This is a genomic window from Pseudoalteromonas sp. 2CM41L (genome assembly GCF_023161905.1).
Classification (GTDB): Bacteria; Pseudomonadota; Gammaproteobacteria; order Enterobacterales; family Alteromonadaceae; genus Pseudoalteromonas; species Pseudoalteromonas atlantica.
The window spans coordinates 14,729-37,404 of record NZ_JALNTN010000009.1 but is presented as its reverse complement, the minus strand read 5'-3'; the positions used below and the strand labels follow the sequence as shown (position 1 = coordinate 37,404).

Below are 22,676 nucleotides of genomic sequence, written 5' to 3'. Positions count from 1 at the left end.
AACTAACACTGAATGGACTTTATGACTGAACTTGCGTCGCAACAGCGAATAGCCACAATGCTTGACCAGCGTGCTCACGATCTGCTGCTTGGCCATAGTTTTGCACATCAACAAATAGGCTTCATACATACGTTAGACATTGATTATGGCAAACCTATGAAGCAACGTACTTTATTAGAAGTAGAAGTTGCCGCACAGCAAAAACGCCAGCAAAACAGCACCGCGCATCATAAGTACCGTGCACAAGCGAGTAAACAACTTCATAAAGTAATAGAAACAGCCATATTTAAGCAACTAGAAGATATGGATGGGGTAATTCAAAACACCATAGGTATAGAAGATAACGTGGCGACTATGCTAGATATACTCGCGGTTAAGTCGGTGTCTGTTGGGCGCTTAGAGCCATTAATAAATGACTCAAGTTGGCTTGGTCGCGAATTAGTATCATTAGTAAACCTACCTTACTACCGAAAGCAGCGCAGTAAAACCACCTCAGTTAAAGTAGACAGCCCAGCACTTGCACTGCGTTATATTGGCCTTGATAACTTACAGCTGGTAATTCCTACTTTTGCGGTGCGTCATTGGATGCCTCACAGTACAGAACCATTTCCATTATTAAAGCGCCGCCTACGCGATGCCGCAATGGCCAATGCAATAGCAGCGCAAAAAATTGCTGAGCTTAACGATGTAAACCCTATTCATGCTTTTACACTTGGAATGCTTATAGATGTAGGGCGTATTGCCTTAGTGCGCTTGTACTTAAAAACATTTGAGCAGGTATGGCAACGAAAGGTGCAAATAGCGCGAGAAGCACAGCAAAAAGATTTACACACAGCCTTGATGGAGCTAAAACCAGATTCCTTATTTTTAACTACCTTGCTAAGCAATAAGTCGCTTGAGTTAAGTGCTAAAGTAATCCGCAAAATGGCTTTTCAGTACTTGCCGTTTGACCATGTTATGGCGCAGCTTGTTCATGGTATTCACCAAAGTAGCGATGTTTTCCCAATGAGCGAAGTGATGCTCAAAGCCCGATGTTATTCTCAGTATTTAAACCTTAAGCATCATCAGCTTATCGAAGAAGATGAAGTAGAGGCGTGGTTTTCGTATCATCAGTTCACTAAAAATGAGCTAAAAACCCTCGAAACAAGCAATTTTACCAATCTGGCTATTCAAATTGACTAAAAATCAGCTTATTGGTTGGGCCTTTAATAGGTAATTTAGTGCTGGTGGCGCTAAATTTTCCTTAACTATTGAATTTTTTGTTAATTTTTTTGCGACTATTCATTCATTAACATCTCCTTTGGCGCACCTTACTTTAAGCACTTATTGTAAGGCGCGGCTCAGTGCACAGGCGCTAAAGCTGCAAAACAAGCTATTTATTATCTATGCAAATAGTTATTCACTATCTATGAAATAATATCCCAAGCCCTTTATTTTAAAGGCCTGCATGAAAGTTTTTAACGAGACACAATCACAAATATCTGAAATAATGAGCGCCTGAAAATTGAACCACAAGGCAGTTTTACGCTCAATCTTTTGCTATTTAGTGCGTAAATATCTTGGTTACATTTATAGCCAAACACCTATTTTGATGTTTTGTGTTGCTCACAATTAAGAGGAAAAAAAATGACAGTAAATCGCGAATTATTTGATCACGTAATGGTTCCTAACTACGCGCCTTCAAGCGTTATTCCTGTTCGAGGCGAAGGCTCTCGCGTATGGGATCAACAAGGTAAAGAATTTATCGACTTTGCCGGTGGTATTGCTGTTAACTGTCTTGGCCATTGCCATCCTGCATTAGTAGGTGCATTAAAAGAGCAAGGCGAAAAAATTTGGCACCTATCAAACGTAATGACTAACGAGCCTGCGCTGCGTTTAGCTAAAAAAATGGTCGATGCGACCTTTGCTGAAAAAGTTTACTTTGCAAACTCAGGCGCAGAAGCAAACGAAGCTGCGCTTAAATTAGCTCGTCGTTTTGCACTTGATAAATTTGGTGCTGAAAAATCACAAATTATCTCATTTAACAAAGGTTTTCACGGTCGTACGTTCTTTACCGTAACCGTAGGCGGTCAAGCTGCATACTCAGATGGTTTTGGTCCTAAGCCAGGCGACATCGTACATTGTGATTACAATGACCTAGCTGCATTTGAAGCGCTAATTAGCGACAAAACATGTGCCGTAATGATGGAGCCACTGCAAGGTGAGGGCGGTATTATTTCGCCAACTGACGAATTTGCACAAGGCGTTCGTGAGCTATGTACTAAACACAATGCACTGCTTATTTTTGATGAAGTACAAACAGGTGTTGGCCGTACTGGTGAGCTATACGCATACCAAGGTTTAAACGTAGTGCCTGATATTTTAACGTCAGCTAAAGCACTTGGCGGCGGTTTCCCTATTGGCGCTATGCTAACTACTACTGAGATCGCACAGCACTTAAAAGTAGGTACTCATGGCTCTACTTACGGTGGTAACCCACTAGCGTGTGCTGTTGCAGAAGCTGCATTTGATACTGTAAATACACCTGAAGTACTTGCTGGCGTAAAAGAAAAAGCAGCGTTATTTAACGAGCTACTTGCAGCGGTAAACGAAAAATACAACGTATTTAGCGAAATCCGCGGCCAAGGTTTATTAATTGGTGCAGTAGTAAACGAGCAATACAAAGGCCGTGCTAAAGAGTTTTTAGTAGCGGGTACTGAGCAAGGCTTAATGTCACTTGTTGCAGGCGCTGATGTTGTACGTTTTACACCTTCATTAGTTATTACCGAAGCGGACATCCGCGAAGGTATGGCACGTTTTGAAAAAGCAGTAGCAAGCGTAGTAAACGCATAACCGCTTTGCACCAACCTATTAAGGGCAAGCCTGCTTGCCCTGCATATTCTATTTACCGTTATTGATAAGGGAGCAAGCGGACTCATGATGATCCTTCGCCCAATCCAGCAAAATGATTACGCAGCGTTATTAAAAATAGCCCACGAATCGGGCCATGGCTTTACGTCTTTGCCGTTAAACGAAGAGTTACTGCAAAAGAAAATTGACCATTCTGTAAGCTCATTTGCTAAACAAACGTCACAACCTGGTGACGAAGGCTACCTGTTTGTTCTTGAAGATACCGAAACCGGTGAAGTAGTGGGTACTTCAGCTATTGAAGCTGCGGTAGGGCTTGATGATGCGTTTTATCATTACCACTTAAGTAAAGTGATTCATTCATCACGCACGCTAGATGTATACAAAGCGGTTGATATTTTAACCCTATGTAACGACTACACCGGCGCAACAGAACTATGTACCTTATTTTTGAAAGATGGCTACCGTAAAAACTGTAACGGTAAGTTACTTTCAAAAGCGCGCTTTATGTTTATAAAACAGCATGAACAGCGTTTTGCACAAACAGTAATAGCAGAAATGCGTGGCGTGTCTGACGAAAACGGCAGCAGCCCGTTTTGGCAGTGGCTAGAAGAGCACTTTTTCTCAATGGACTTTCCAACAGCCGACTACCTTACAGGTATTGGCCAAAAAGTGTTTATTGCCGAACTTATGCCAAAATACCCAATTTACGTAAACTTGCTAAGCAAAGATGCGCAAGCGGTGATTGGTAAAGTACACGACAACACGCGCCCAGCTATTGAGCTATTAAAAAATGAAGGTTTTACCTTCAATGGTTACGTCGATATTTTTGATGCTGGTCCAACAGTAGAAGCAAAAGTAGATAACATCGCCACTATTCGTAATGCGAAAGACTTTAAAGTAGAAATAGGCGAAGCGTCGGGCGATACCATGGTATTGCTGGCTAATGGTAAGTTAGAAGCTTATCGCGCAACCGTTGCCGCACTGAGCTTTGATGAGCGTGCAAGCAGCCTTATTTTATCGCAAGAAATAGCCGATGCACTACAACTGCAATCTGGCGACACAGTAAGCGCAACCCCAGTTTAATTTAGGAGAAAGTATAATGACTCATCCTGCACAATTTATTAATGGTCAGTGGTCACAAGGCCAAGGCACCGCTTTTAATTCAGTAAACCCTGCTAACAACGATGTTATTTGGCAGGCATCATCAGCAACCGCTGAGCAAGTAGATACGGCTGTAAATTCAGCGCGTGAAGCGTTTTACGCATGGGCTGATAAAAGCTTTAGCGAGCGCTTAGAGATAGTAGAAACCTTTGCTGCAACGCTAAAAGAGAACAGTGAAGAGCTTGCCATTGCAATTGCCCAAGAAACAGGTAAGCCACTGTGGGAAACGCGCACAGAAGCAGGCGCTATGGTGGGTAAAATTGCTATTTCTGAAAAAGCATTTTTAGAGCGCACTGGCGATGTTGAAAACGCCATGCCACTTGGACGCGCCATGATCCGCCACAAGCCACATGGTGTTGTAGCAGTATTTGGCCCGTATAACTTCCCTGGGCACTTACCTAACGGTCACATTGTACCTGCGCTTTTAGCGGGTAACACGGTTGTGTTTAAACCGTCTGAGCTAACGCCAATGGTTGCTGAGCTTACGCTTAAACTATGGGAAAAAGCCGGTTTACCAGTAGGCGTAATTAACCTAGTGCAAGGTGAAGTAGAAACAGGCAAAGCCCTTGCTGCTCATAAAGGCATTGATGGCTTATTCTTTACAGGTTCTTCGCGCACGGGTCATATTTTACATGAGCAGTTTGCAGGCCAGCCAGGTAAAATTTTAGCGCTAGAAATGGGTGGTAATAACCCACTGATTATTAAAGATGTGGCCGATACTAAAGCTGCAGTACACGATATTATTCAATCGGCGTTTATCTCAAGCGGCCAACGTTGTACCTGTGCACGTAAAGTATTTTTACCTAAAGGCCAAGAGGGCGATGATATTTTAGCGCGCCTTATTACTGCTACTAAAGCGATTAAAGTAGGCAACTACGATGATGCAGACCAGCCATTTATGGGCTCTATGATCTCATCTGCAGCTGCAGCAGGCATGGTTAAAGCACAAAAAGAGCTTGTAGAACTTGGCGGTGAAGTACTAGTAGAGCTTGAGCACACAGCAAATACCGGTTTTGTAACGCCAGGTATTATTGAGTGTTCAGCAATTGGCGACTTCCCAGATGAAGAGCATTTTGGTCCACTTTTAAAAGTGTTCCGCTTTGATGACTTTGACCAAGCAATTGATAAAGCAAACGACACAAGCTTTGGTTTATCAGCAGGTTTATTAAGCGACAGCGAAGCCGACTACAATCACTTTTTACGCCGTATTCGTGCCGGTATTGTTAACTGGAACCGCCCAATTACTGGCGCATCAAGCGCAGCACCATTTGGTGGTATTGGTGCGTCGGGTAATCACAGAGCAAGTGCGTATTACGCAGCCGATTACTGTGCATACCCAGTTGCCTCGGTTGAGCTTGAAAAAGTAGCTATGCCAGCAACACTCAGCCCAGGGTTAAAAATAGATTAATTAACAAACTATTATTGGTAATTAATTATTAGAAAAGCAGCTTAGGCTGCTTTTTTTGTATTGGTATCGCGCAAAGCTAGTAATTAGTAGCGCTTTCTGCTTAAATCTATGCAATTAGTTATTCAAAGGTGAAAATTACAATGGTTTTAGACAGGCAAGGGTACGATGACTTGATCATGTATCTAACTCAAAATTTAGCCTTATTTGAGAAGCCAGGCGAAATCAAACCCGGTGCGCCAACGGTAATGGAGCTCATAGAAGACGTAATAGCGCAAAACGTTATGCTAATTTGTGAACAACATACAAATTTAAACACCGAACAGCGTAGCCAAATTGTGCGCGAAGTTGACGGTATAGTGTACGACTTGCAAGAAGTGCTTAGCAGCATAACCTCGCAACCTGTAACGGTTGAGCAACACGCTTTTATAGATGAGTTCGCAGGGCTTATTAAAAACCTTTTTGATAACGCGGTATCTCACGCTTCTTAATCCTACGTGTAACTGTGCGCAGTATTAATCATTCGCTGCGCATATTATCCTTCCTCACCTTGTTAATAACGACCTTAAAAATTAATCTCAGCGCTCACGTATCGTTGCAGATTGGTATACAATCAATAAAATTTTTTTAGAGATAAACACATGCAAGCAAATGTAAAATGGGTTGAAGGCGATACCTTTATTGGCCGTTCTAATTCTAATCATAATATTGTTTTTGATGCCGGTAGCGACAGCGCCGCACCTAGCCCAATGGAAATGGTGTTAATGTCGGTTGGGTGTTGTTCGTCGGTTGACGTGGTAAGTATTTTAAAAAAAGCTAAACAAGACTTTTCTGACGTGCAAGTGCAGTTAAGCTCTGAGCGCGCCGAAACAGCGCCTCGTGTATTTACTAAAATTAATTTACACTTTGTTGTTAAAGGCAATAATGTGTCGGAAAAACACCTCGCACGTGCGGTTTCGCTTTCTGCTGAAAAGTATTGTTCAGTTGCTTTAATGCTTGATAAAACAGTAGAAATTACCCACAGCCACGAAGTTGTGCAAGATCAGGTAAAATAACGCTTTTTCCATAAGGAAAATTCGTATAAAATCCGCGAACTTTTCATTCTGCAGGTGCAGATTTCACTAATTTATAGGTTGGTTTATCATGAACAAACCCTTCGATAAACTTAAACTTCATGGCTTTAATAATTTAACCAAAAGTTTAAGCTTTAGTATTTACGACATTTGCTACGCAAAGACCGAGCAACAACGTAAAGAATATATTGAATATATCGACGAGCAGTACAGTGCAGATAGACTAACCGACATACTAGGTGACGTTGTTGATATTATTGGTGCCAACATTTTAAATGTGGCGCGCCAAGACTATGAACCACAAGGCGCAAGTGTGACTATTTTGGTTTCGGAAGAGCCGGTAGAAGAGCAGCAAAATTACGATGCTGACGAAGCACCAGGCCCACTTCCTGATTCAGTGGTTGCGCACCTAGATAAAAGCCACATTTGTGTACATACCTACCCAGAGGCTCACCCTGATGATGGTATTTGTACATTCCGTGCCGATATTGAAGTATCTACCTGTGGCATTATTTCGCCACTTAAAGCATTAAACTTCTTAATTCATAGCCTTGAGTCAGACGTAGTAACGATTGACTACCGTGTACGTGGTTTTACCCGCGACATAAACGGTGTTAAACACTACATAGACCACGCTATTAACTCTATTCAAAACTTCATGACAGAAGATACTAAAGAAGCGTACCAAATGATGGACGTGAACGTGTATCAAGAAAACCTGTTCCATACCAAAATGATGTTAAAAGAAACCGACTTAAATACCTATTTATTCGGCCTTTCTACTGATGAGTTATCGGATGAAGAAGAAGAAGAGATTCGCTCTAAACTAACCCGCGAAATGCAGGAAATATTCTACGGTCGCAACTTACCAGACGCAGAATAAACAGTTTAAAGTAATTTGATTTTATTAAAAATGGCGCTCAGTGAGCGCCATTTTTTATGGGGGTAATATTTTTGCTATTAATTAAGCATGCTGTAAATAAGCGCACATACGGCTAAAGAGCCCACAGCAAGAATAAACAAGGTACTTAAGCGATTGCGGTACTTACTCAGTGCAGGCACTTTGTACACGGCAATCATAGGCATAATAAATAAAATCATCGCGATGATAGGGCCAGATAGCTGATCCATCATGTCTAAAATGCTCGGGTTTTTAACCGCACAAAACCAAATAGCAAAAAACATAATGAGTACACCAATTTTGTCGACTACTTTGGCGCTTAAGCTCGTTTGTTTAGTAACCAAACCGGTAAAGCTTTCGCGAGCGCCTAAAAAGTGCCCTAAAAACGATGAGGTAATAGCTATAAACGCAACCAGCGGTCCAAGGGTTGCGATATACGAATTACTGGTGATGTTAGCAAGGTAGGATAAAATCGATACGTTCGCCGCTTTAGCTGCCGCCATTTGCTCGCCAGTCAGCGAAAGCACGCACGAAAATACAAACAGCAGTACAAATACAATAAGTAACAAGCTAGTGCGCTTTAAAATAGCCTCAGCCTTGTTAGTAGCCTGATTGCCATAATGCCCACGCTGTACGTTCACAAAGCTTGAAATAGCCGCTGCATGGCTAAACGAAAACACAATAATAGGAATAGATAACCACAGTGTTTTAGTAAAGCTGCCTGCCTCAGGAAAACTCATATCTGGCATTTGCCAGCTCGGAATTAAATATATCGATAAGCAAAATAAAATACCTACCAATGGGTAAACCAAAATAGCAAAGGCACGCAGCATTAAACGCTCGCCACCCATCATTAGGCTTATCATCCCCGCTACTAATACGCCCGAAAGCAGCACGCGAGAAGGTGACTCAAGGCCCATTTGGTTCACCATAAAGCTATCCACCGTATTGGTTAAACCAACGCCGTAAATAAGCAAAATTGGGAATATAGATAAAAAGTATAATAAAGAGATTAACCTGCCCGCCGTTACACCAAAGTGCTCCTCAACAACATCGGTAAAATCTGAATCCTTATTTTTAGACGATAACACAAAGCGGGCTAAGCCACGGTGCGCTAAAAAGGTCATTGGAAACGCTAAACACGCCATAATAATCAGTGGCCAAAAACCACCTATACCAATGTTAATAGGTAAAAATAAAATACCGGCACCTACTGCGGTGCCAAAAAGGCTTAACGTCCACTGCGTATCGTGCAGGTTCCATTTAGAAGAGAGTGTTTCAGAGGTTGTGTGTGTGTCTGCTGATGATGCATTTGAAAGCGTTGCATCTTGTGATGGTGTCATGTGTGTGCTCATCCATTATTTAAATAATAATCGCGCGCAAGAATATAGTTTTTAGCTAAAACTTTCATGTTTTGAGGCGTTTTGTAGACTAATTAATTAGACGCCGTTGCAGCAAAAGTGTCATGAATACGAAACAGCGCTGTAAAATTAAACAAATACCTCAACCAGCACAGTTTGTAGGTTGGCTAGAGCGAAGCGAAACCCAACACGCCATAGGGTCATTTGTGCGATAAAGCCAGATAGGCTGTTTTCATAACATGAAAACAGAGGGTCATTTTTATTGGCTTCAACTAAAAATCAAAGTTTGTTCACAACATCTGCTAAGTAGAAGCCATTGCTTAGAACTTCATAAGAGATTTATTCTAAACTCCGTTATACTTCCTGCAATTAAATATGCCAAACGAAGTAAACAGGCCGCTAACTGCAATGAGCAAAGACATTCTTTTTCATACTATTTTCCCACACGAAACCAGTAAAACATGGGTTGTATTTGTTCATGGTGCAGGTGGTAGTTCGGCAATTTGGTTTCGTCAGCTTAAAGCCTATAAAAAAGAATATAATGTGTTGTTGCTCGATCTTCGCGGTCACGGTAAATCGAATAACTTAGTGCAAAACTTTGTAGATAATAATTACTCGTTTAATAAGGTCTCTAAAGACATTATTGATGTACTAGATCATAACAACATTCCCAGTGCACACTTTGTTGGGATTTCATTGGGTACCATTTTGATTCGTAATATTGCTGAAATTGCGCCGCAATATGTTTCTAGCATGGTGCTAGGTGGAGCGGTTACTCGCTTTAATACTCGCAGTAATACATTGGTTTATTTAGGGAATACTTTTAAACACTTCTTGCCTTATATGTGGCTGTATCGCTTATTTGCTTTTATCATGATGCCGAAAAAGCGCCATAAAGAATCTCGACTTTTGTTTGTTCGTGAAGCAAAACGCTTGTGCCAAAAAGAGTTTATAAAGTGGTTTAAATTAGCCATGGACGTAAACCCTTTAATGCAGTACTTCAAAGAAAAAGACATTGATATACCCATCCTTTACATAATGGGCAAAGAAGATCACATGTTCCTTGGCCCTGTTAAAGAAATGGTAAAGCGCCATAAAAATAGCGTACTGCAAACTATTCACCAATGTGGCCATGTTTGTAACGTAGAACGCCCTGACTTATTCAATCAGCACTCACTTGCTTTTATCGCCCAGCAAAATCGTTAAGGGTTGTAGACATAATAGGGTTAGCTCTTTTTTTTCCTTCCGCCCTAAACTCAAAACAAGACCTGCCCTGAAAGAATGCCGAAAGAATAAAACTCTATTTTTATATCAAAGTGTAGGTTGGGTAGAGCGAAGCGAAACCCAACATTTCATAACATCTGCGAGTCGCAAGCCTAAGAGAGCGGTTTTATTTATTAAACAACTTATTCAATAATGTTCAATTGATATACACTGGCAAGGTAACGTATTGATAAGGATATTTATGAGAATCGAAATCACGTGTCCACAATGTATGAGAGAGCCTCATAATGATAATGGCTTCCGTCTATTTAAAATGCAGCCCCAACAGCTTATTGATGATGGAATTCATAGGGTTGTTTGTGAGAAAGGACACGAATATATAGTTGAATTGAAAGCGCAAAAATTTGAAATGCTTTTTGATATCGCAGTCAATGCAATCAGTGATGGATATATGAGAGAGGCTGTTGCTTCATTTGCAGCATCACTTGAACGTTTCTATGAATTTTTCATTAAATATCATATTCATTCATTAGGAATTGATGAAAGTATTTTGCTTGATACATGGAAGGAAGTTTCTAATCAGTCAGAGAGGCAATTAGGCGCATTTACTTTTTTATTTTTGGCAAAATATAATGAGAAAGCCCAAGTTCTTGAAAGTAATACTGTTGGCTTTAGGAATAAGGTCATTCATAAAGGGTATATACCTACGGAGAAAGAAGCTATAGATTTTGGTGATAAAGTTTATAGTATTATTAAAAGTACAGCGCAGAAGTTAGAGTTAAGTGATAAAGAAGGACTGTATAGCTATTACAGTTCTTGTCTTCCAAGTTCAAGGGGAGCTAAATATTCAGTAACGAAACAGTCAGAAGCTATTTCGTTGGGCCATAAAACAAATGGCACTAGTTTTAGAGATTATAAAAGCATTTTAAAACAATTTAGAATAGTAGATGTCAGATGATACCTCACCGGAAATAAAAACTGTATGTGCATTTTTGTGTAGTGAAGCACCTAGGTAAGCCCTGTGGTAAAAATGGTTTTATTATGGCTGATGTCACACCTCAAGCTGGGTTTCGCTTCGCTCTACCCAGCCTACGGTGTTAAGTCTAGTTTTGCGCTACACTTGTCTTGCTGACAACTGATAGCTAACCACTCAAAACTGCTCTTACTCTTCTATTGCACTCACCACAAAATACGGATTCAAGTACTCATCTTTGGTGTTATACAAAAGCGGGCTGCCATCGAGCTTAGTGACTTTTGCACCGGCTATTTCGGCAATTGCATGTCCGGCGCCGGTATCCCATTCACACGTTGGGCCTAAGCGCGGGTAAATATCGGCGCTGCCTTCAGCCACTAAACATAGTTTTAGTGAGCTGCCTTTTGAGACCATTTCAACGTCGTCAAAGCGTTTTACAAACTCGGCTAAATCAGGTGAGGGGTGAGAGCGGCTGCCAACTACGCGGATTAATCCTTTGTTAGGCTTAGTGGTAACTTTAAGTTCTATGCGTTCATCGCCTTTATCTTTAAATGCGCCAATGTCGTTACTGGCTAAGTACGATACGCCAAGTGCGGGTGCATCAACTACAGCAAGCACAGGTTTGCCGTTTTCGATTAGGGCTATGTTTACGGTAAATTCGCCGTTCTTTTTTATAAACTCTTTAGTGCCGTCGATGGGGTCTACTAACCAGTAGCTTTTCCATGTTTGGCGAATATCCCAGCTTATATCAGCGCTTTCTTCGCTAAGTATAGGTGTGTCGGGAGTGAGCTGTTTTAACCCTGCCACAATCACTTTATGAGCTGCTAAGTCGGCGTCGGTTACTGGGCTTTCATCGGCTTTGTATTCAACGTTAAAGTCCTTTTCGTAAATCCCCATAATGGCGTTGCCTGCTTTGCGGGCAAGGATGAGGGTTTCTTCTAGTAGCTCGGTTTGGTTCATTGGGGTTAACCTATAATATGCTTTTGTTTTAGATACGTTATCAGTTGAGTAACCGATTGGTCTAGGGTGTTTTTACTGGTATCTAAAATTATTTCTGGGTTGTTAGGTATTTCGTAGCTTGAGTCGATTCCGGTGAAGTGTTTTATCTCTCCTGCGCGGGCTTTTTTGTATAAGCCTTTAGGGTCGCGGCTTTCACATACATCCAGTGGGGTATCTATAAATACTTCAATAAATTCGCCGTCGTCTACTAAGTTACGCACCATGTCGCGCTCAGCTCTAAACGGTGAGATAAATGCGGTAAGCACTAATAAGCCTGCATCGGTCATTAGTTTGGCTGTTTCGCCAACGCGGCGTATGTTTTCAATGCGGTCTTCGTCGCTAAAGCCTAGGTCTTTACATAAGCCGTGGCGTACGTTGTCGCCATCGAGTAGGTAGGTGTGCGCACCTTGTTGGTTAAGCGCCGCTTCTAATGCATTTGCTACGGTGCTTTTGCCAGAACCTGAAAAGCCGGTAAACCATAAAATGGCAGGTTTATGCTTTTTTTGCTCACTACGCTGTGCTTTAGTGGTTGCGTAGTTATGCCAAACAATATTTTCGTCCATTGTGTAATCTCTTTTAAATGCCCTAGGTATTAAAAAGGAAATACCAGCGGGATCAGGGTTAATACCGTGATTGAATAAATAATAGAAAGGGGCAAGCCCATCACTATGTAATCTTTTAAGCGGTAATTACCCGCACTATAAACCATTAGGTTAGTTTGATACCCAAATGGCGATATAAAACTGGCCGATGCACCAAAGGCTACCGCCATAATAAACGGTAGTGGGTCTACATTAAAACCAACCGCTAATGAGTAAGCCACTGGGAATGACAGCGCAGCTGCAGCGTTATTTGTTATAAGCTCGGTAAATAATACGGTCATTAAAAATATGGCTATAAATGCGCCATACGGGCCAAAATCTCCTAATACCATAAACAAAGCACTTGATATTTGCCCAGCAAGCCCGGTCTCTATCATTAATTTAGCAAGCCCTATAGCGCTGCCTACTACCGCGAGTAATTCAATAGGAAAGCGGCGTTTAACTTCGCTTAGTTTAATGGTGCCACTAAGCATTAAGCCTATTAATAATACCAGTAAGCCTTTAACAAGCGGCACTATACCTACAATACTTAGCCCTAATACAGCGGCAAAACCTGCAAGCACAATATTAGATTGTTTTGGTTTTAAGTGTGTTTGTAAGTCAAACCCCGATATATACACAAATTCGCGATTTAAATTAGGCAAGCTATAAAAGTTTTTACCAGGGGCAAGTATTAATGAGTCGCCAGCTTGTAATTGTACTTGCCCAAGGCCGCCTTGTAGGCGGTCGTGGCCGCGGCGAATGGCAATAACGGCTGCATGAAATTGCTCTCTAAAGCGCACTTCTTTTACGGTTTTACCAATAAATTTAGAGGATTGACTTACCACTACTTCTACTAGGTGTTCTATGTCTTTTTCGTGGTTGTCGTGCACTACTTTTAAACCATCAAAACGCTGAAGTAGCGGCACCGACTTTATATCGCCAACAAACAGCAGTACGTCGTTTTGCCTAATAATTTGCTGAGGTGTTACTGCGTATATACGCTCATCGCCGCGGATAATTTCGGCGAGGAATAAATCTTTTAAATCACGTAGGCCGTTTTCTTCTACGGTACGGCCAATTAATTTAGAGCCTGACTGTACTTTACCTTCGAGGTAAAAAGGAATCACTTCCTGATCGCTTTTACCGTTGTCAGGCAGGTATTTAAGCATTACTAAAATAGTAATAAGGCCCACACTTAATGCGCCAATGCCTACAAGCGTAAAGTCAAAAAAGCCCAGCGGCGCCATGCCGGCATCTACAGCAAAGCCGTTTACAATTAAGTTAGTAGAGGTACCAATAAGCGTAATGGTGCCGCCTAAAATAGCGGTGTACGACAGCGGTAACAATAGCTTTGAGGGTGAATGATTTGGGTTGTCTTTTATGGCGGTAATCAACGATGCAACAACCGCGGTGTTATTAGTGAACGATGACAAAAAGGCGGTAGATAAGCCAAGTTTTGTAACCGACTTTACTAAGCTTCCCTTAGACAGCGACTGCGAAAGCTGCTGTATTAAAGTGGTTTTTTCAATCGCAATTGAAACAAGTACCAATAACACTAAGGTAATAAGTGACGGGTTAGCATAGTTTACTAACATGCTTTCTAGGTCTATTAGCCCAGTTAAATAACCAGTACCAATAGCACTTACAAATAACCAAGCTGGATTAATGCGGGTGCCAAAAAGGCACCCGACTAAAGTAAGCATAATGCCTGTTAAAACGAGCTGCTCTACCATGCTTTTAAATTCCTAACAGACATTTTTATACTTACAGTTTTGATATATCAAGCGCTTGCCAATGCGGGAAGTGCTTGCGTACTAAGCTATTAAACTCAACTTCAAAGTCGCTAAAATCGCTTTGTTGTTTTTCGCTTTTTAGTACTTGCTCAATCATACCTGCTGCAACCGTTAAGTTAGATAAGCGGTCAATCAGGATAAACGAGCCAGTTTCGTGGTTGTTGTGATACTCGTCAGCTAAAATTGTTTCGCTTAGTTCAAGCGTTACAATGGCAATTTCGTTTAGCTGGAGCGAGTCGGCTGTGCCGTGCTCTAGGGTATTTACATCAATGGTGTGATCAATCTTTTTAACCACGGCTGATGTGTTTTTGCTGCCTAGTTTAATGTTGTAGCTTTTACCAAGTACCAGTGGCGCTTCGTGCATCCACACAAGTTTTGCTTGAACAAGGTTAGTTACCGAAGCCGTTGAGCTTGCAGGTACTATTACGTCACCGCGGCTAATATCTATTTCGCTATTAAGGGTAACGGTAATTGCTTGGCCAGCCTCAGCGTGATCTAGGTTGCCATTAAAGGTCACAATTTCTTTAATGCTTGATGTTTTACCCGACGGTAATACTTTTACTGCATCGCCAACATGTAACTTACCTGATGCCAACGTGCCCTGAAAACCACGGAAGTTTAAGTTAGGGCGTACTACGTACTGCACTGGTAAACGTGCTTCAAAACCGGTATCGGTTTCTGCCGCTGGTGAGTCTTCTAAAAGCTCAAGTAATGGCTTATCTGTGTAATAAGGCGTATGTGCAGAGCGCGTTACTACGTTGTCGCCTTTAAGCGCCGACATAGGTACAAACTTAATGTTTGATACGTTAAGTTGCTCAGCAAATTTAAGGTAGTCGGCTTTAATTTTTTCATAAACGGTTTCGTCAAAATCAACGATATCCATTTTATTTACTGCTACCACAAACTGTTTAATGCCTAGCGAGTCACAAATAAAGCTATGGCGCTTAGTTTGTACTTGCACACCGTAGCGAGCATCAACCAAAATAATAGCCACATCACTTGTTGATGCGCCTGTTACCATGTTGCGGGTGTATTGCTCGTGCCCTGGGGTGTCGGCAATAATAAATTTACGCTTAGCAGTTGAAAAATAGCGGTACGCTACGTCAATGGTAATGCCTTGCTCGCGCTCAGCTTGTAAGCCATCTACCAGTAGGGCTAAGTCGAGCTCTTCGCCTGCGTTACCTACTTTTTCGTTATCTTTGTGAAGGGCAGCTAGCTGATCTTCATAAATTTGGTGGCTGTCGTGCAAAAGGCGGCCAATCAGTGTTGATTTGCCGTCATCTACGCTGCCACAGGTAAGCATGCGTAATAAGCTTTTATCTTGTTGGCGTGCTAGGTAGGCGTCTATGCCAATTTCTTTTACTTCGTTAATCGTGTCGTTAGTATTGGTAGACATTAGAAATACCCCTCACGTTTTTTCTTCTCCATTGAGCCTGCTGAGTCGTGATCTATTACACGGCCTTCACGTTCAGATGACGTAGATAACAGCATTTCTTCAATAATTTCAGTTAGGTTGCTAGCAGTAGATTCAACTGCACCCGTAAGTGGGTAACAGCCTAAAGTACGAAAACGTACCGACTTCATTTGTGGTACTTCACCATCAGCAAGTGGCATGCGCTCGTCGTCAACCATAATTAAGGTGCCGTCGCGCTCAACCACTGGGCGCTCTTTAGCTAAATAAAGCGGAACCATTTCGATGTTTTCTTGGTAAATGTATTGCCAAATATCAAGCTCAGTCCAGTTAGATAGTGGGAATACACGAATGCTCTCACCAGGGTTAACTTGGCTGTTGTAGGTATTCCAAAGTTCTGGGCGCTGGTTTTTAGGGTCCCAACGGTGGTGTTTGTCGCGGAACGAGTAAACACGTTCTTTTGCGCGAGACTTTTCTTCATCGCGGCGTGCGCCACCAAATGCAGCATCAAAGCCGTATTTATCAAGTGCTTGTTTTAAACCTTGGGTTTTCATTATGTCGGTATGCTTACCTGAGCCGTGCTCAAACGGGCTAATACCCATTGCCATGCCTTCTGGGTTTTTGTGTACCAGCAGGTCAAAGCCGTATTCTTTTGCAAGGCGATCGCGAAACTCAATCATTTCACGAAACTTCCAGTTGGTGTCTACGTGTAATAACGGAAACGGAATTTTTGCAGGGTAAAATGCTTTACGCGCTAAGTGCAAAAGTACCGACGAATCTTTACCAATAGAGTAAAGCATTACTGGGTTCTCAAACTCAGCGGCGACTTCGCGCATGATTTTGATACTTTCAGCTTCAAGTTGCTGAAGGTGAGTTAAAGCCATTGTTAGTCGTCCTACTAAAATGATTAAAAGTTACAAATTTAAATATATTTAGGTATTTGATACATCGGTTAGCGGCTGTGCAAAGCTACTTGTTTGCTCGTTTTGGCCAAACCAAGCTAGCTGCGAGTGCAGGGCGGCTACTTCGCCAATAATAAGTAACGCTGGTGAAATAACGCTGTTGCGCTCAATTAAATCAGCAAGCTCACCTAATTGCCCCGTAACCACACGCTGGTTTTTACGTGTACCGTTTTCAATAATGGCAACCGGTGTTGTTGCGCTGCGGCCATGCTTTAACAGCTCAGCTTGTATATGTGGCGATTTAATAACGCCCATATAAATAGCTAAGGTTTGATGCGCTTTAGCAAGCGATTGCCAATCAAGCTCTTGGCCATCTTTTTTACAATGCCCTGTTACAAACTGTATAGCCTGGGCGTGGTCGCGGTGTGTAAGCGGTATACCTGCATACGCGCTACAACCTGCAGCTGCTGTAATACCAGGCACTATTTGATAATTTACGTTGTTGGCAGCCAGTACTTGTACTTCTTCACCGCCACGGCCGTAAATAAATGGGTCACCGCCTTTAATGCGGCACACTTTTTTGCCTTGCTTGGCAAAATCAACCAGCATTTGGTTAGTGTCTTCTTGGGCTACACTGTGATCGCCTAAGCGCTTGCCTACGCAAACTAGGTCGGCATCACGGCGAACTAATTCCATAATTTCATCAGACACTAAGTAGTCGTATACAACAACATCGGCTTGCTGCATTAGTTGCAGTGCTTTAAGTGTTAAAAGCTCAGGATCGCCAGGGCCTGCACCGACTACATATACTTCGCCTTCTGGCTCTGCTTTAGCATCGAGCATTTGGTTCAGCTGTGCTTGCGCAGCTTCGGTATTACCGGTTTGTACTTTACTCACTACTGATGAATCAAACACGCCTTCCCAAAATTGGCGGCGGTCGGCAAAGTGTTTAAAACGTTGTTTTACTTTATCTCTAAAGCTGCCAACTAAAGTAGCTAATGGGCCAATATGCTGTGGAATAAGAGTCTCTAACTTTTCACGTAATCGGCGCGCAAGTACAGGAGCAGTCCCTGCGCTTGATATAGCAATAGTTATTGGGTCGCGGTCAACAATAGACGGGAATATAAACGTACATTTAGGCTGGTCATCAACCACGTTTACAAACACGTTGCGCGCATTGGCAAGTTCAAACACATTGTTGTTTACGTCATCGCGATCTGTGGCTGCTATAACCAGCATTTTGCCTTCAAGGTGCGACTCGTCAAAGTAAGCGTCAATAAGTGTTACTTCGTTATTGTGCGCATGCTCTTTAAGTTCATCACAAAACCAAGGTGCTACAAGTGTTACATTTGCACGTGCTTTTAAAAACGCGCGACATTTGCGTAATGCGACCTCTCCACCGCCAACAACCAGTACAGGTTTGTTGTCGAGTTTGGTAAAGATAGGTAAATATTGCACGTGGATAACACCCCTAGAAAAAATCTAAAATAAAACGCTATTAAGCTGATGGGCAGAATATAGCGCGTACAAGTAAGTAAAAAATAATTAAAACCAAGTTGATATAACTAAAAGTTATAATAGGTGGTCTTTTTTGGCCTAAGACTTAGTTAATAAGGGTTTGCGAGCAATTACAAGTAAAATAAGGTGCTTATAGTGTTTGGTTATGAGCTATAGCGAGATGGCGTTTATTTGTTACTATGGCTGCAACCTAGATTTATTGCTTAATAAATGGATTATTTATGACAGAACAACACAATAACGCTCATTTAGCTGTATCACTTATGGATTTAACGAGCCTAAACACAGCTGATACCTCAAACGATATTAAGCAGCTTGTAGAGAGTATTAACCCACAATTAGGCACGCCAGCGGCGGTATGTGTTTACAGCGATTTTGTAGACGATGCAAAAATAGCGCTAGCAGCACGAGAGCTTAACCACGTTAAAGTGGCTACGGTTACTAACTTTCCTACGGGGGATGCACCGCTTAGCGACGTAATAAACGAAACGCTTATTGCAATTGAGCGCGGCGCTGACGAAATAGATTTAGTTATACCCTATAAAGCACTTATTGCTGGCGATGAAAACACCGTGCTTGAATATATACAGCAAAGCAAAAAAGCTTGCGCCGCACAGGCGAAATTAAAAGTAATTATAGAAAGCGGCGAGCTAAAAACTGAAGCGCTAATTACTAAAGCTACAAACTTGACCATTCAAGGCGGAGCTGACTTTGTAAAAACCAGCACAGGTAAAGTGGCTGTAAATGCGACGCTTGAAGCCACAAAAGTAATGCTTAGTGCTATTAAGCAATCGGGCAAGGTGGTGGGCTTTAAAGCCGCCGGCGGTGTTAAAACAGTAGCCGATGCAAAGGAGTATTTAGCACTTACTCGTTCAATATTGGGCGATGACTACTTACAGGCTGATACCTTTAGGTTTGGCGCATCAAGCTTACTTAGTGATGTGTATAAAGTATTAGAAAAATAATAAAGGAAATACAATGAAACCAAGAAATTCAGGGATGCAAAATCTGATCAATAACCTAGTTAAAGGCGCTATTTTGGTCGGTGTTGTTGGATTTGGCTTAACTGCGTGTACTAACCCAAGTACGCCTGCGGGTGAAGAAGGGTACGTATACGAAAAGCCGCGCGTGTTTGGTGAAGGTGGTTATCAAGGTACCATGAAAGGCCCTGCAAATTATGGTGTGTCGTTACTTCGCAATGAGGTTGTAAATATTGATATGCGGCCTAATACATACACCGAAAAATTTAGAATACTGGCTAACGATGACTTAAATATTCAGTTTGATTTTCATGCAGTGATAGGAATTCAAAGCGGCTCAGTTAAAACGGTTGTAGAAGAGTACGGCGCAGAGAATTGGTATAAACGCTTTGTGCGTGAAACATTTAGAACCTATGTGCGCGACATCGTGCAAAAGTACGACAGTGGTGAGCTTAAAACCAACCGCGAAAAAATAGCTAAAGAAGTGAGCCTTCGTTTGCAAAGTTACTTATCAACCACGCCGTTTAAATTAGCAAATGTGGTAGTAGGGGATATTAATTACCCCGCTATAGTGGCAAATGCCGTAGAGAAAAAACTTGCAGCGCAGCAGTTACTAGCAGAAAAAGAAACGCAAAAAGAAATAGCCCGCAAAGATGCAGAAATAAGAGTAGAAGAAGCTAAGGGCATAGCGCAGGCACAAAAAATTATTAACGCTACGCTAACGGCTAATTATTTGCAGCATGAAGCAATAAATGCACAAGCTAAAATGGCTGAGTCGCCAAATCATACAACTGTTTATATTCCGGTTGGAAATAATGGCGTGCCGTTAGTAAAAGGGGCTAATTAAGCCTTTTTATTATTAAGGACTTAATTGTTTATCGAGATTTTGCAATGTGGGTATCTTTTAGGCTTGTGTTAATGATTTGCGTAAGTATAATAGGCATCCACTTTGCAGGGGCGTAGTTCCAATTGGTAGAACAGCGGTCTCCAAAACCGACGGTTGGGAGTTCGAATCTCTCCGCCCCTGCCATTTTTACTCATAAGTTGAGTAAGTCTGGGGTTAAAAATCGGTTTAAATAAGTCTGTTTTTAAGTTTAGATTTTAATGGATTAACCCTGCCATTGTGTAGGGTTGTTGTGTCTGTAGTTAAGGTAATAATATTATGAGCACGAATGTAGAAACACCATCAAGTGCGATGGAGTCGGTAAAGTGGTTAGTAGCAATCGCGCTACTTGCAGGCGCAGTTGTTGGTAATCACATGTTTGCAGATCAATCTGTATTACTACGTGCAATTGGCGTTGTGGTTGCAATAGCAGCAGGTTTAGGTATTGCCTCGCAAACCGCTAAAGGCCGTGACTTTTTAGCTTTTGCTAAAGAAGCACGCATTGAAGTACGCAAAGTAGTTTGGCCAACGCGTCAAGAAACTACCCACACGACATTAATCGTAATGGTTGCAACAGTGATTATGGCGCTTATCCTTTGGGGATTAGACGGCATTTTATTCCGCGCTGTAGGCTTTTTAACTGGATTGGAGATCTGATCCCATGTCGGATGAGAACAAAGAAATTAAATTACGCTGGTACGTTGTACAAGCATTCTCTGGTTACGAAAAGCGTGTAGCGCAAACGTTATCAGAGCACATTAAAATTGAAGGTCTTGAAGAGAGCTTTGGTGAAATATTAGTACCAACGGAAGAAGTTGTTGAGATGCGCGCCGGTCAAAAGCGTAAATCTGAGCGTAAATTTTTCCCAGGTTACGTACTAGTTCAAATGGATATGAATGACGCTAGCTGGCACTTAGTTAATAGCACTGAACGTGTTATGGGCTTTATTGGTGGTACATCTGACCGCCCAGCGCCGATTAGCTCTAAAGAAGCAGAACGTATTCTTAACCGGTTACAAGAAAATGCTGAAGCACCTAAACCAGCTACATTATTTGAGCCAGGTGAAGTTGTTCGCGTAACAGACGGTCCATTTGCAGACTTTAGTGGTGTGGTTGAAGAAGTTGACTACGAAAAGAGCCGCGTAAAAGTATCTGTACTTATTTTTGGTCGTTCTACGCCGGTTGAGCTTGAATTTGGTCAAGTTGAACAAGATAAGTAATTGATTAAAAAAGCTTCGCCATTATTTATTTAAATTTTGGCACGAAGCTTGAAAAAGGCCGCTGATTAACTTATAATCAGCGGCCTTTTTGTATTAAGGCAAAAATTTATTTTTTGCTGGCAAAAAGTACGAAACCAATTTTTAAACTGGGAAGCCGTTAGAGTACGCGTCCTCGCGCGCACAAGGCTAAGACCCACCAAATGAGGTATTTATAATGGCTAAAAAAGTTGAAGCTTTAATCAAGCTACAAGTTGCCGCTGGTATGGCTAATCCTAGTCCTCCAGTAGGTCCTGCACTAGGTCAACACGGTGTAAACATCATGGAATTCTGTAAAGCGTTTAACGCACGTACAGAATCTATCGAAAAAGGCGCTCCAGTTCCTGTAGTGATCTCTGTTTACGGTGACCGTTCATTTACGTTCGATATGAAAACGCCACCTGCTGCTTACTTACTTAAGAAAGCTGCTGGTATCAAATCAGGCTCAGGCCGTCCTAACACTGAAAAAGTAGGCACAGTAACTCGTGCTCAACTTGAAGAGATCGTTGAGACAAAACGAGCTGACCTTACAGCGGCTGATATGGACGCTGCGGTTCGCACTATCGCAGGTTCTGCGCGTGCGATGGGCTTGAACGTAGAGGACTAAGAAATGGCTAAATTAACTAAACGTATGCGTACTATCCGCGAAAAAGTGGAAGTAACTAAAGATTACGAAATCAATGAAGCAGTTGCTCTTTTAAAAGAGTTAGCGACAGCTAAATTCGTAGAAAGTGTTGACGTTGCTGTTAACCTTGGTATTGACGCTCGTAAATCTGACCAGAACGTTCGTGGTGCAACTGTACTACCTAACGGTACTGGCCGTGATGTTCGTGTTGCTGTATTCACTCAAGGCGCTAATGCAGAAGCTGCAAAAGAAGCCGGTGCTGAATTAGTAGGCATGGAAGATCTTGCTGAACTAGTTAAGAAAGGCGAGATGGATTTTGACGTTGTTGTTGCATCACCAGACGCTATGCGTGTTGTTGGTCAACTAGGTCAAATCTTAGGTCCACGTGGTCTAATGCCAAACCCTAAAACTGGTACTGTAACGCCTAACGTTGCAGAAGCAGTTAAAAATGCGAAAGCAGGTCAAGTACGTTACCGTAATGACAAAAATGGTATCATCCATACTACTATCGGTAAGGTTGATTTCACTGCTGAGCAACTTCAACAAAACCTTGAAGCTCTAATCGTTGCGCTTAAGAAGGCTAAACCTTCTCAAGCTAAAGGTGTTTACGTTAAGAAAGTAACCATCTCTACAACAATGGGCGCAGGTGTTGCTGTTGACCAAAACACTTTAAGCACTTCTGTAGCTTAATAGGTGTTTACATGGCGTGAAATTTGTACTATAATTTTGCGCCATTTTGTTGAATAATTTATTATTTAACAAGTAAAGAATTCGGGTT

The 22,676-nt window shown here is 41.9% G+C and carries 22 protein-coding genes and 1 tRNA gene; 16 read left to right on the top strand and 7 right to left on the bottom strand.

Features of this window, described 5'->3' with window-relative positions:
- Window positions 1–21 precede the first annotated feature (21 nt).
- The 7 genes from MTF64_RS11900 (at window position 22) to speD (ending at window position 7,372) form a co-directional block, all read left to right on the top strand.
- Entirely contained in the window at window positions 22–1,182 is a 1,161-nt protein-coding gene (locus MTF64_RS11900; RefSeq protein WP_248451517.1) for an HDOD domain-containing protein, read from the top strand.
- A gap of 444 nt (window positions 1,183–1,626) precedes the next feature.
- Window positions 1,627–2,832, top strand: a complete 1,206-nt coding sequence (locus MTF64_RS11895) for an aspartate aminotransferase family protein (RefSeq protein ID WP_248451516.1) — start codon at window positions 1,627–1,629, stop codon at window positions 2,830–2,832.
- A gap of 84 nt (window positions 2,833–2,916) precedes the next feature.
- Entirely contained in the window at window positions 2,917–3,933 is a 1,017-nt protein-coding gene (gene astA / locus MTF64_RS11890; RefSeq protein WP_089346416.1) for an arginine N-succinyltransferase, read from the top strand.
- Window positions 3,934–3,949: 16 nt separating this feature from the next.
- Entirely contained in the window at window positions 3,950–5,419 is a 1,470-nt protein-coding gene (astD, locus tag MTF64_RS11885; RefSeq protein ID WP_248451515.1) for a succinylglutamate-semialdehyde dehydrogenase, read from the top strand.
- A 140-nt stretch (window positions 5,420–5,559) separates the two neighbouring features.
- Entirely contained in the window at window positions 5,560–5,907 is a 348-nt protein-coding gene (locus MTF64_RS11880) for a DUF3802 family protein (protein ID WP_089346418.1), read from the top strand.
- A gap of 150 nt (window positions 5,908–6,057) precedes the next feature.
- Entirely contained in the window at window positions 6,058–6,471 is a 414-nt protein-coding gene (locus MTF64_RS11875) for an OsmC family protein (RefSeq protein ID WP_089346419.1), read from the top strand.
- 88 nt (window positions 6,472–6,559) lie between these two features.
- Window positions 6,560–7,372, top strand: coding sequence for an adenosylmethionine decarboxylase (speD, locus tag MTF64_RS11870; RefSeq protein ID WP_089346420.1), 813 nt, complete (start codon window positions 6,560–6,562; stop codon window positions 7,370–7,372).
- 77 nt (window positions 7,373–7,449) lie between these two features.
- On the opposite strand, the gene MTF64_RS11865 is transcribed toward speD, so the two are convergent.
- Window positions 7,450–8,733, bottom strand: coding sequence for an aromatic amino acid transport family protein (locus tag MTF64_RS11865; RefSeq protein WP_248451514.1), 1,284 nt, complete (start codon window positions 8,731–8,733; stop codon window positions 7,450–7,452).
- 426 nt (window positions 8,734–9,159) lie between these two features.
- On the opposite strand from MTF64_RS11865, the gene MTF64_RS11860 reads away from it, so the two are divergent.
- Together MTF64_RS11860 and MTF64_RS11855 are read left to right on the top strand one after the other, a co-directional pair.
- Complete coding sequence (locus tag MTF64_RS11860) at window positions 9,160–9,957, top strand: alpha/beta hydrolase (RefSeq protein ID WP_341606050.1); 798 nt, start codon at window positions 9,160–9,162, stop codon at window positions 9,955–9,957.
- A 259-nt stretch (window positions 9,958–10,216) separates the two neighbouring features.
- On the top strand, window positions 10,217–10,933 hold the full coding sequence (locus MTF64_RS11855) for a hypothetical protein (RefSeq protein ID WP_248451512.1): 717 nt from the start codon (window positions 10,217–10,219) through the stop codon (window positions 10,931–10,933).
- Window positions 10,934–11,137: 204 nt separating this feature from the next.
- Here the strand turns inward: MTF64_RS11855 and cysQ are convergent, their stop codons facing one another.
- From cysQ to cysG, 6 genes are read right to left on the bottom strand one after another with little or no spacing between them, the layout of a single operon-like run.
- Window positions 11,138–11,908: a 3'(2'),5'-bisphosphate nucleotidase CysQ gene (gene cysQ / locus MTF64_RS11850; protein ID WP_248451510.1), complete on the bottom strand. Its 771-nt coding sequence runs from the start codon at window positions 11,906–11,908 to the stop codon at window positions 11,138–11,140.
- A 5-nt stretch (window positions 11,909–11,913) separates the two neighbouring features.
- The gene (gene cysC, locus MTF64_RS11845) at window positions 11,914–12,510 is read right to left on the bottom strand and encodes an adenylyl-sulfate kinase (protein WP_089346424.1); all 597 of its coding nucleotides are present in this window, start codon (window positions 12,508–12,510) and stop codon (window positions 11,914–11,916) included.
- Between the two features lie 29 nt (window positions 12,511–12,539).
- Window positions 12,540–14,264, bottom strand: coding sequence for an SLC13 family permease (locus MTF64_RS11840; RefSeq protein ID WP_089346425.1), 1,725 nt, complete (start codon window positions 14,262–14,264; stop codon window positions 12,540–12,542).
- 31 nt (window positions 14,265–14,295) lie between these two features.
- On the bottom strand, window positions 14,296–15,720 hold the full coding sequence (gene cysN, locus MTF64_RS11835; protein WP_248451508.1) for a sulfate adenylyltransferase subunit CysN: 1,425 nt from the start codon (window positions 15,718–15,720) through the stop codon (window positions 14,296–14,298).
- Window positions 15,720–16,619, bottom strand: coding sequence for a sulfate adenylyltransferase subunit CysD (gene cysD, locus MTF64_RS11830; protein ID WP_089346427.1), 900 nt, complete (start codon window positions 16,617–16,619; stop codon window positions 15,720–15,722). The genes cysN and cysD overlap by 1 nt, the downstream gene beginning before the upstream one ends.
- A gap of 48 nt (window positions 16,620–16,667) precedes the next feature.
- Window positions 16,668–18,095, bottom strand: coding sequence for a siroheme synthase CysG (cysG, locus tag MTF64_RS11825; protein WP_104643439.1), 1,428 nt, complete (start codon window positions 18,093–18,095; stop codon window positions 16,668–16,670).
- A gap of 281 nt (window positions 18,096–18,376) precedes the next feature.
- On the opposite strand from cysG, the gene deoC reads away from it, so the two are divergent.
- From deoC to rplA, 7 genes are all read left to right on the top strand, one after another.
- Window positions 18,377–19,120, top strand: a complete 744-nt coding sequence (deoC, locus tag MTF64_RS11820; protein WP_248451507.1) for a deoxyribose-phosphate aldolase — start codon at window positions 18,377–18,379, stop codon at window positions 19,118–19,120.
- A 13-nt stretch (window positions 19,121–19,133) separates the two neighbouring features.
- The gene (locus MTF64_RS11815; protein WP_248451505.1) at window positions 19,134–19,982 is read left to right on the top strand and encodes an SPFH domain-containing protein; all 849 of its coding nucleotides are present in this window, start codon (window positions 19,134–19,136) and stop codon (window positions 19,980–19,982) included.
- Window positions 19,983–20,088: 106 nt separating this feature from the next.
- Window positions 20,089–20,165, top strand: a tRNA-Trp gene (locus MTF64_RS11810).
- A gap of 132 nt (window positions 20,166–20,297) precedes the next feature.
- A complete protein-coding gene (secE, locus tag MTF64_RS11805) occupies window positions 20,298–20,675 on the top strand; it encodes a preprotein translocase subunit SecE (RefSeq protein ID WP_004588203.1) in 378 nt (125 codons plus the stop codon).
- 4 nt (window positions 20,676–20,679) lie between these two features.
- A complete protein-coding gene (nusG, locus tag MTF64_RS11800; RefSeq protein ID WP_024032045.1) occupies window positions 20,680–21,237 on the top strand; it encodes a transcription termination/antitermination protein NusG in 558 nt (185 codons plus the stop codon).
- A 214-nt stretch (window positions 21,238–21,451) separates the two neighbouring features.
- Window positions 21,452–21,880: a 50S ribosomal protein L11 gene (gene rplK / locus MTF64_RS11795; protein ID WP_004588205.1), complete on the top strand. Its 429-nt coding sequence runs from the start codon at window positions 21,452–21,454 to the stop codon at window positions 21,878–21,880.
- Between the two features lie 3 nt (window positions 21,881–21,883).
- On the top strand, window positions 21,884–22,588 hold the full coding sequence (gene rplA, locus MTF64_RS11790) for a 50S ribosomal protein L1 (RefSeq protein WP_004588206.1): 705 nt from the start codon (window positions 21,884–21,886) through the stop codon (window positions 22,586–22,588).
- The last annotated feature ends 88 nt before the right edge of the window (window positions 22,589–22,676 follow it).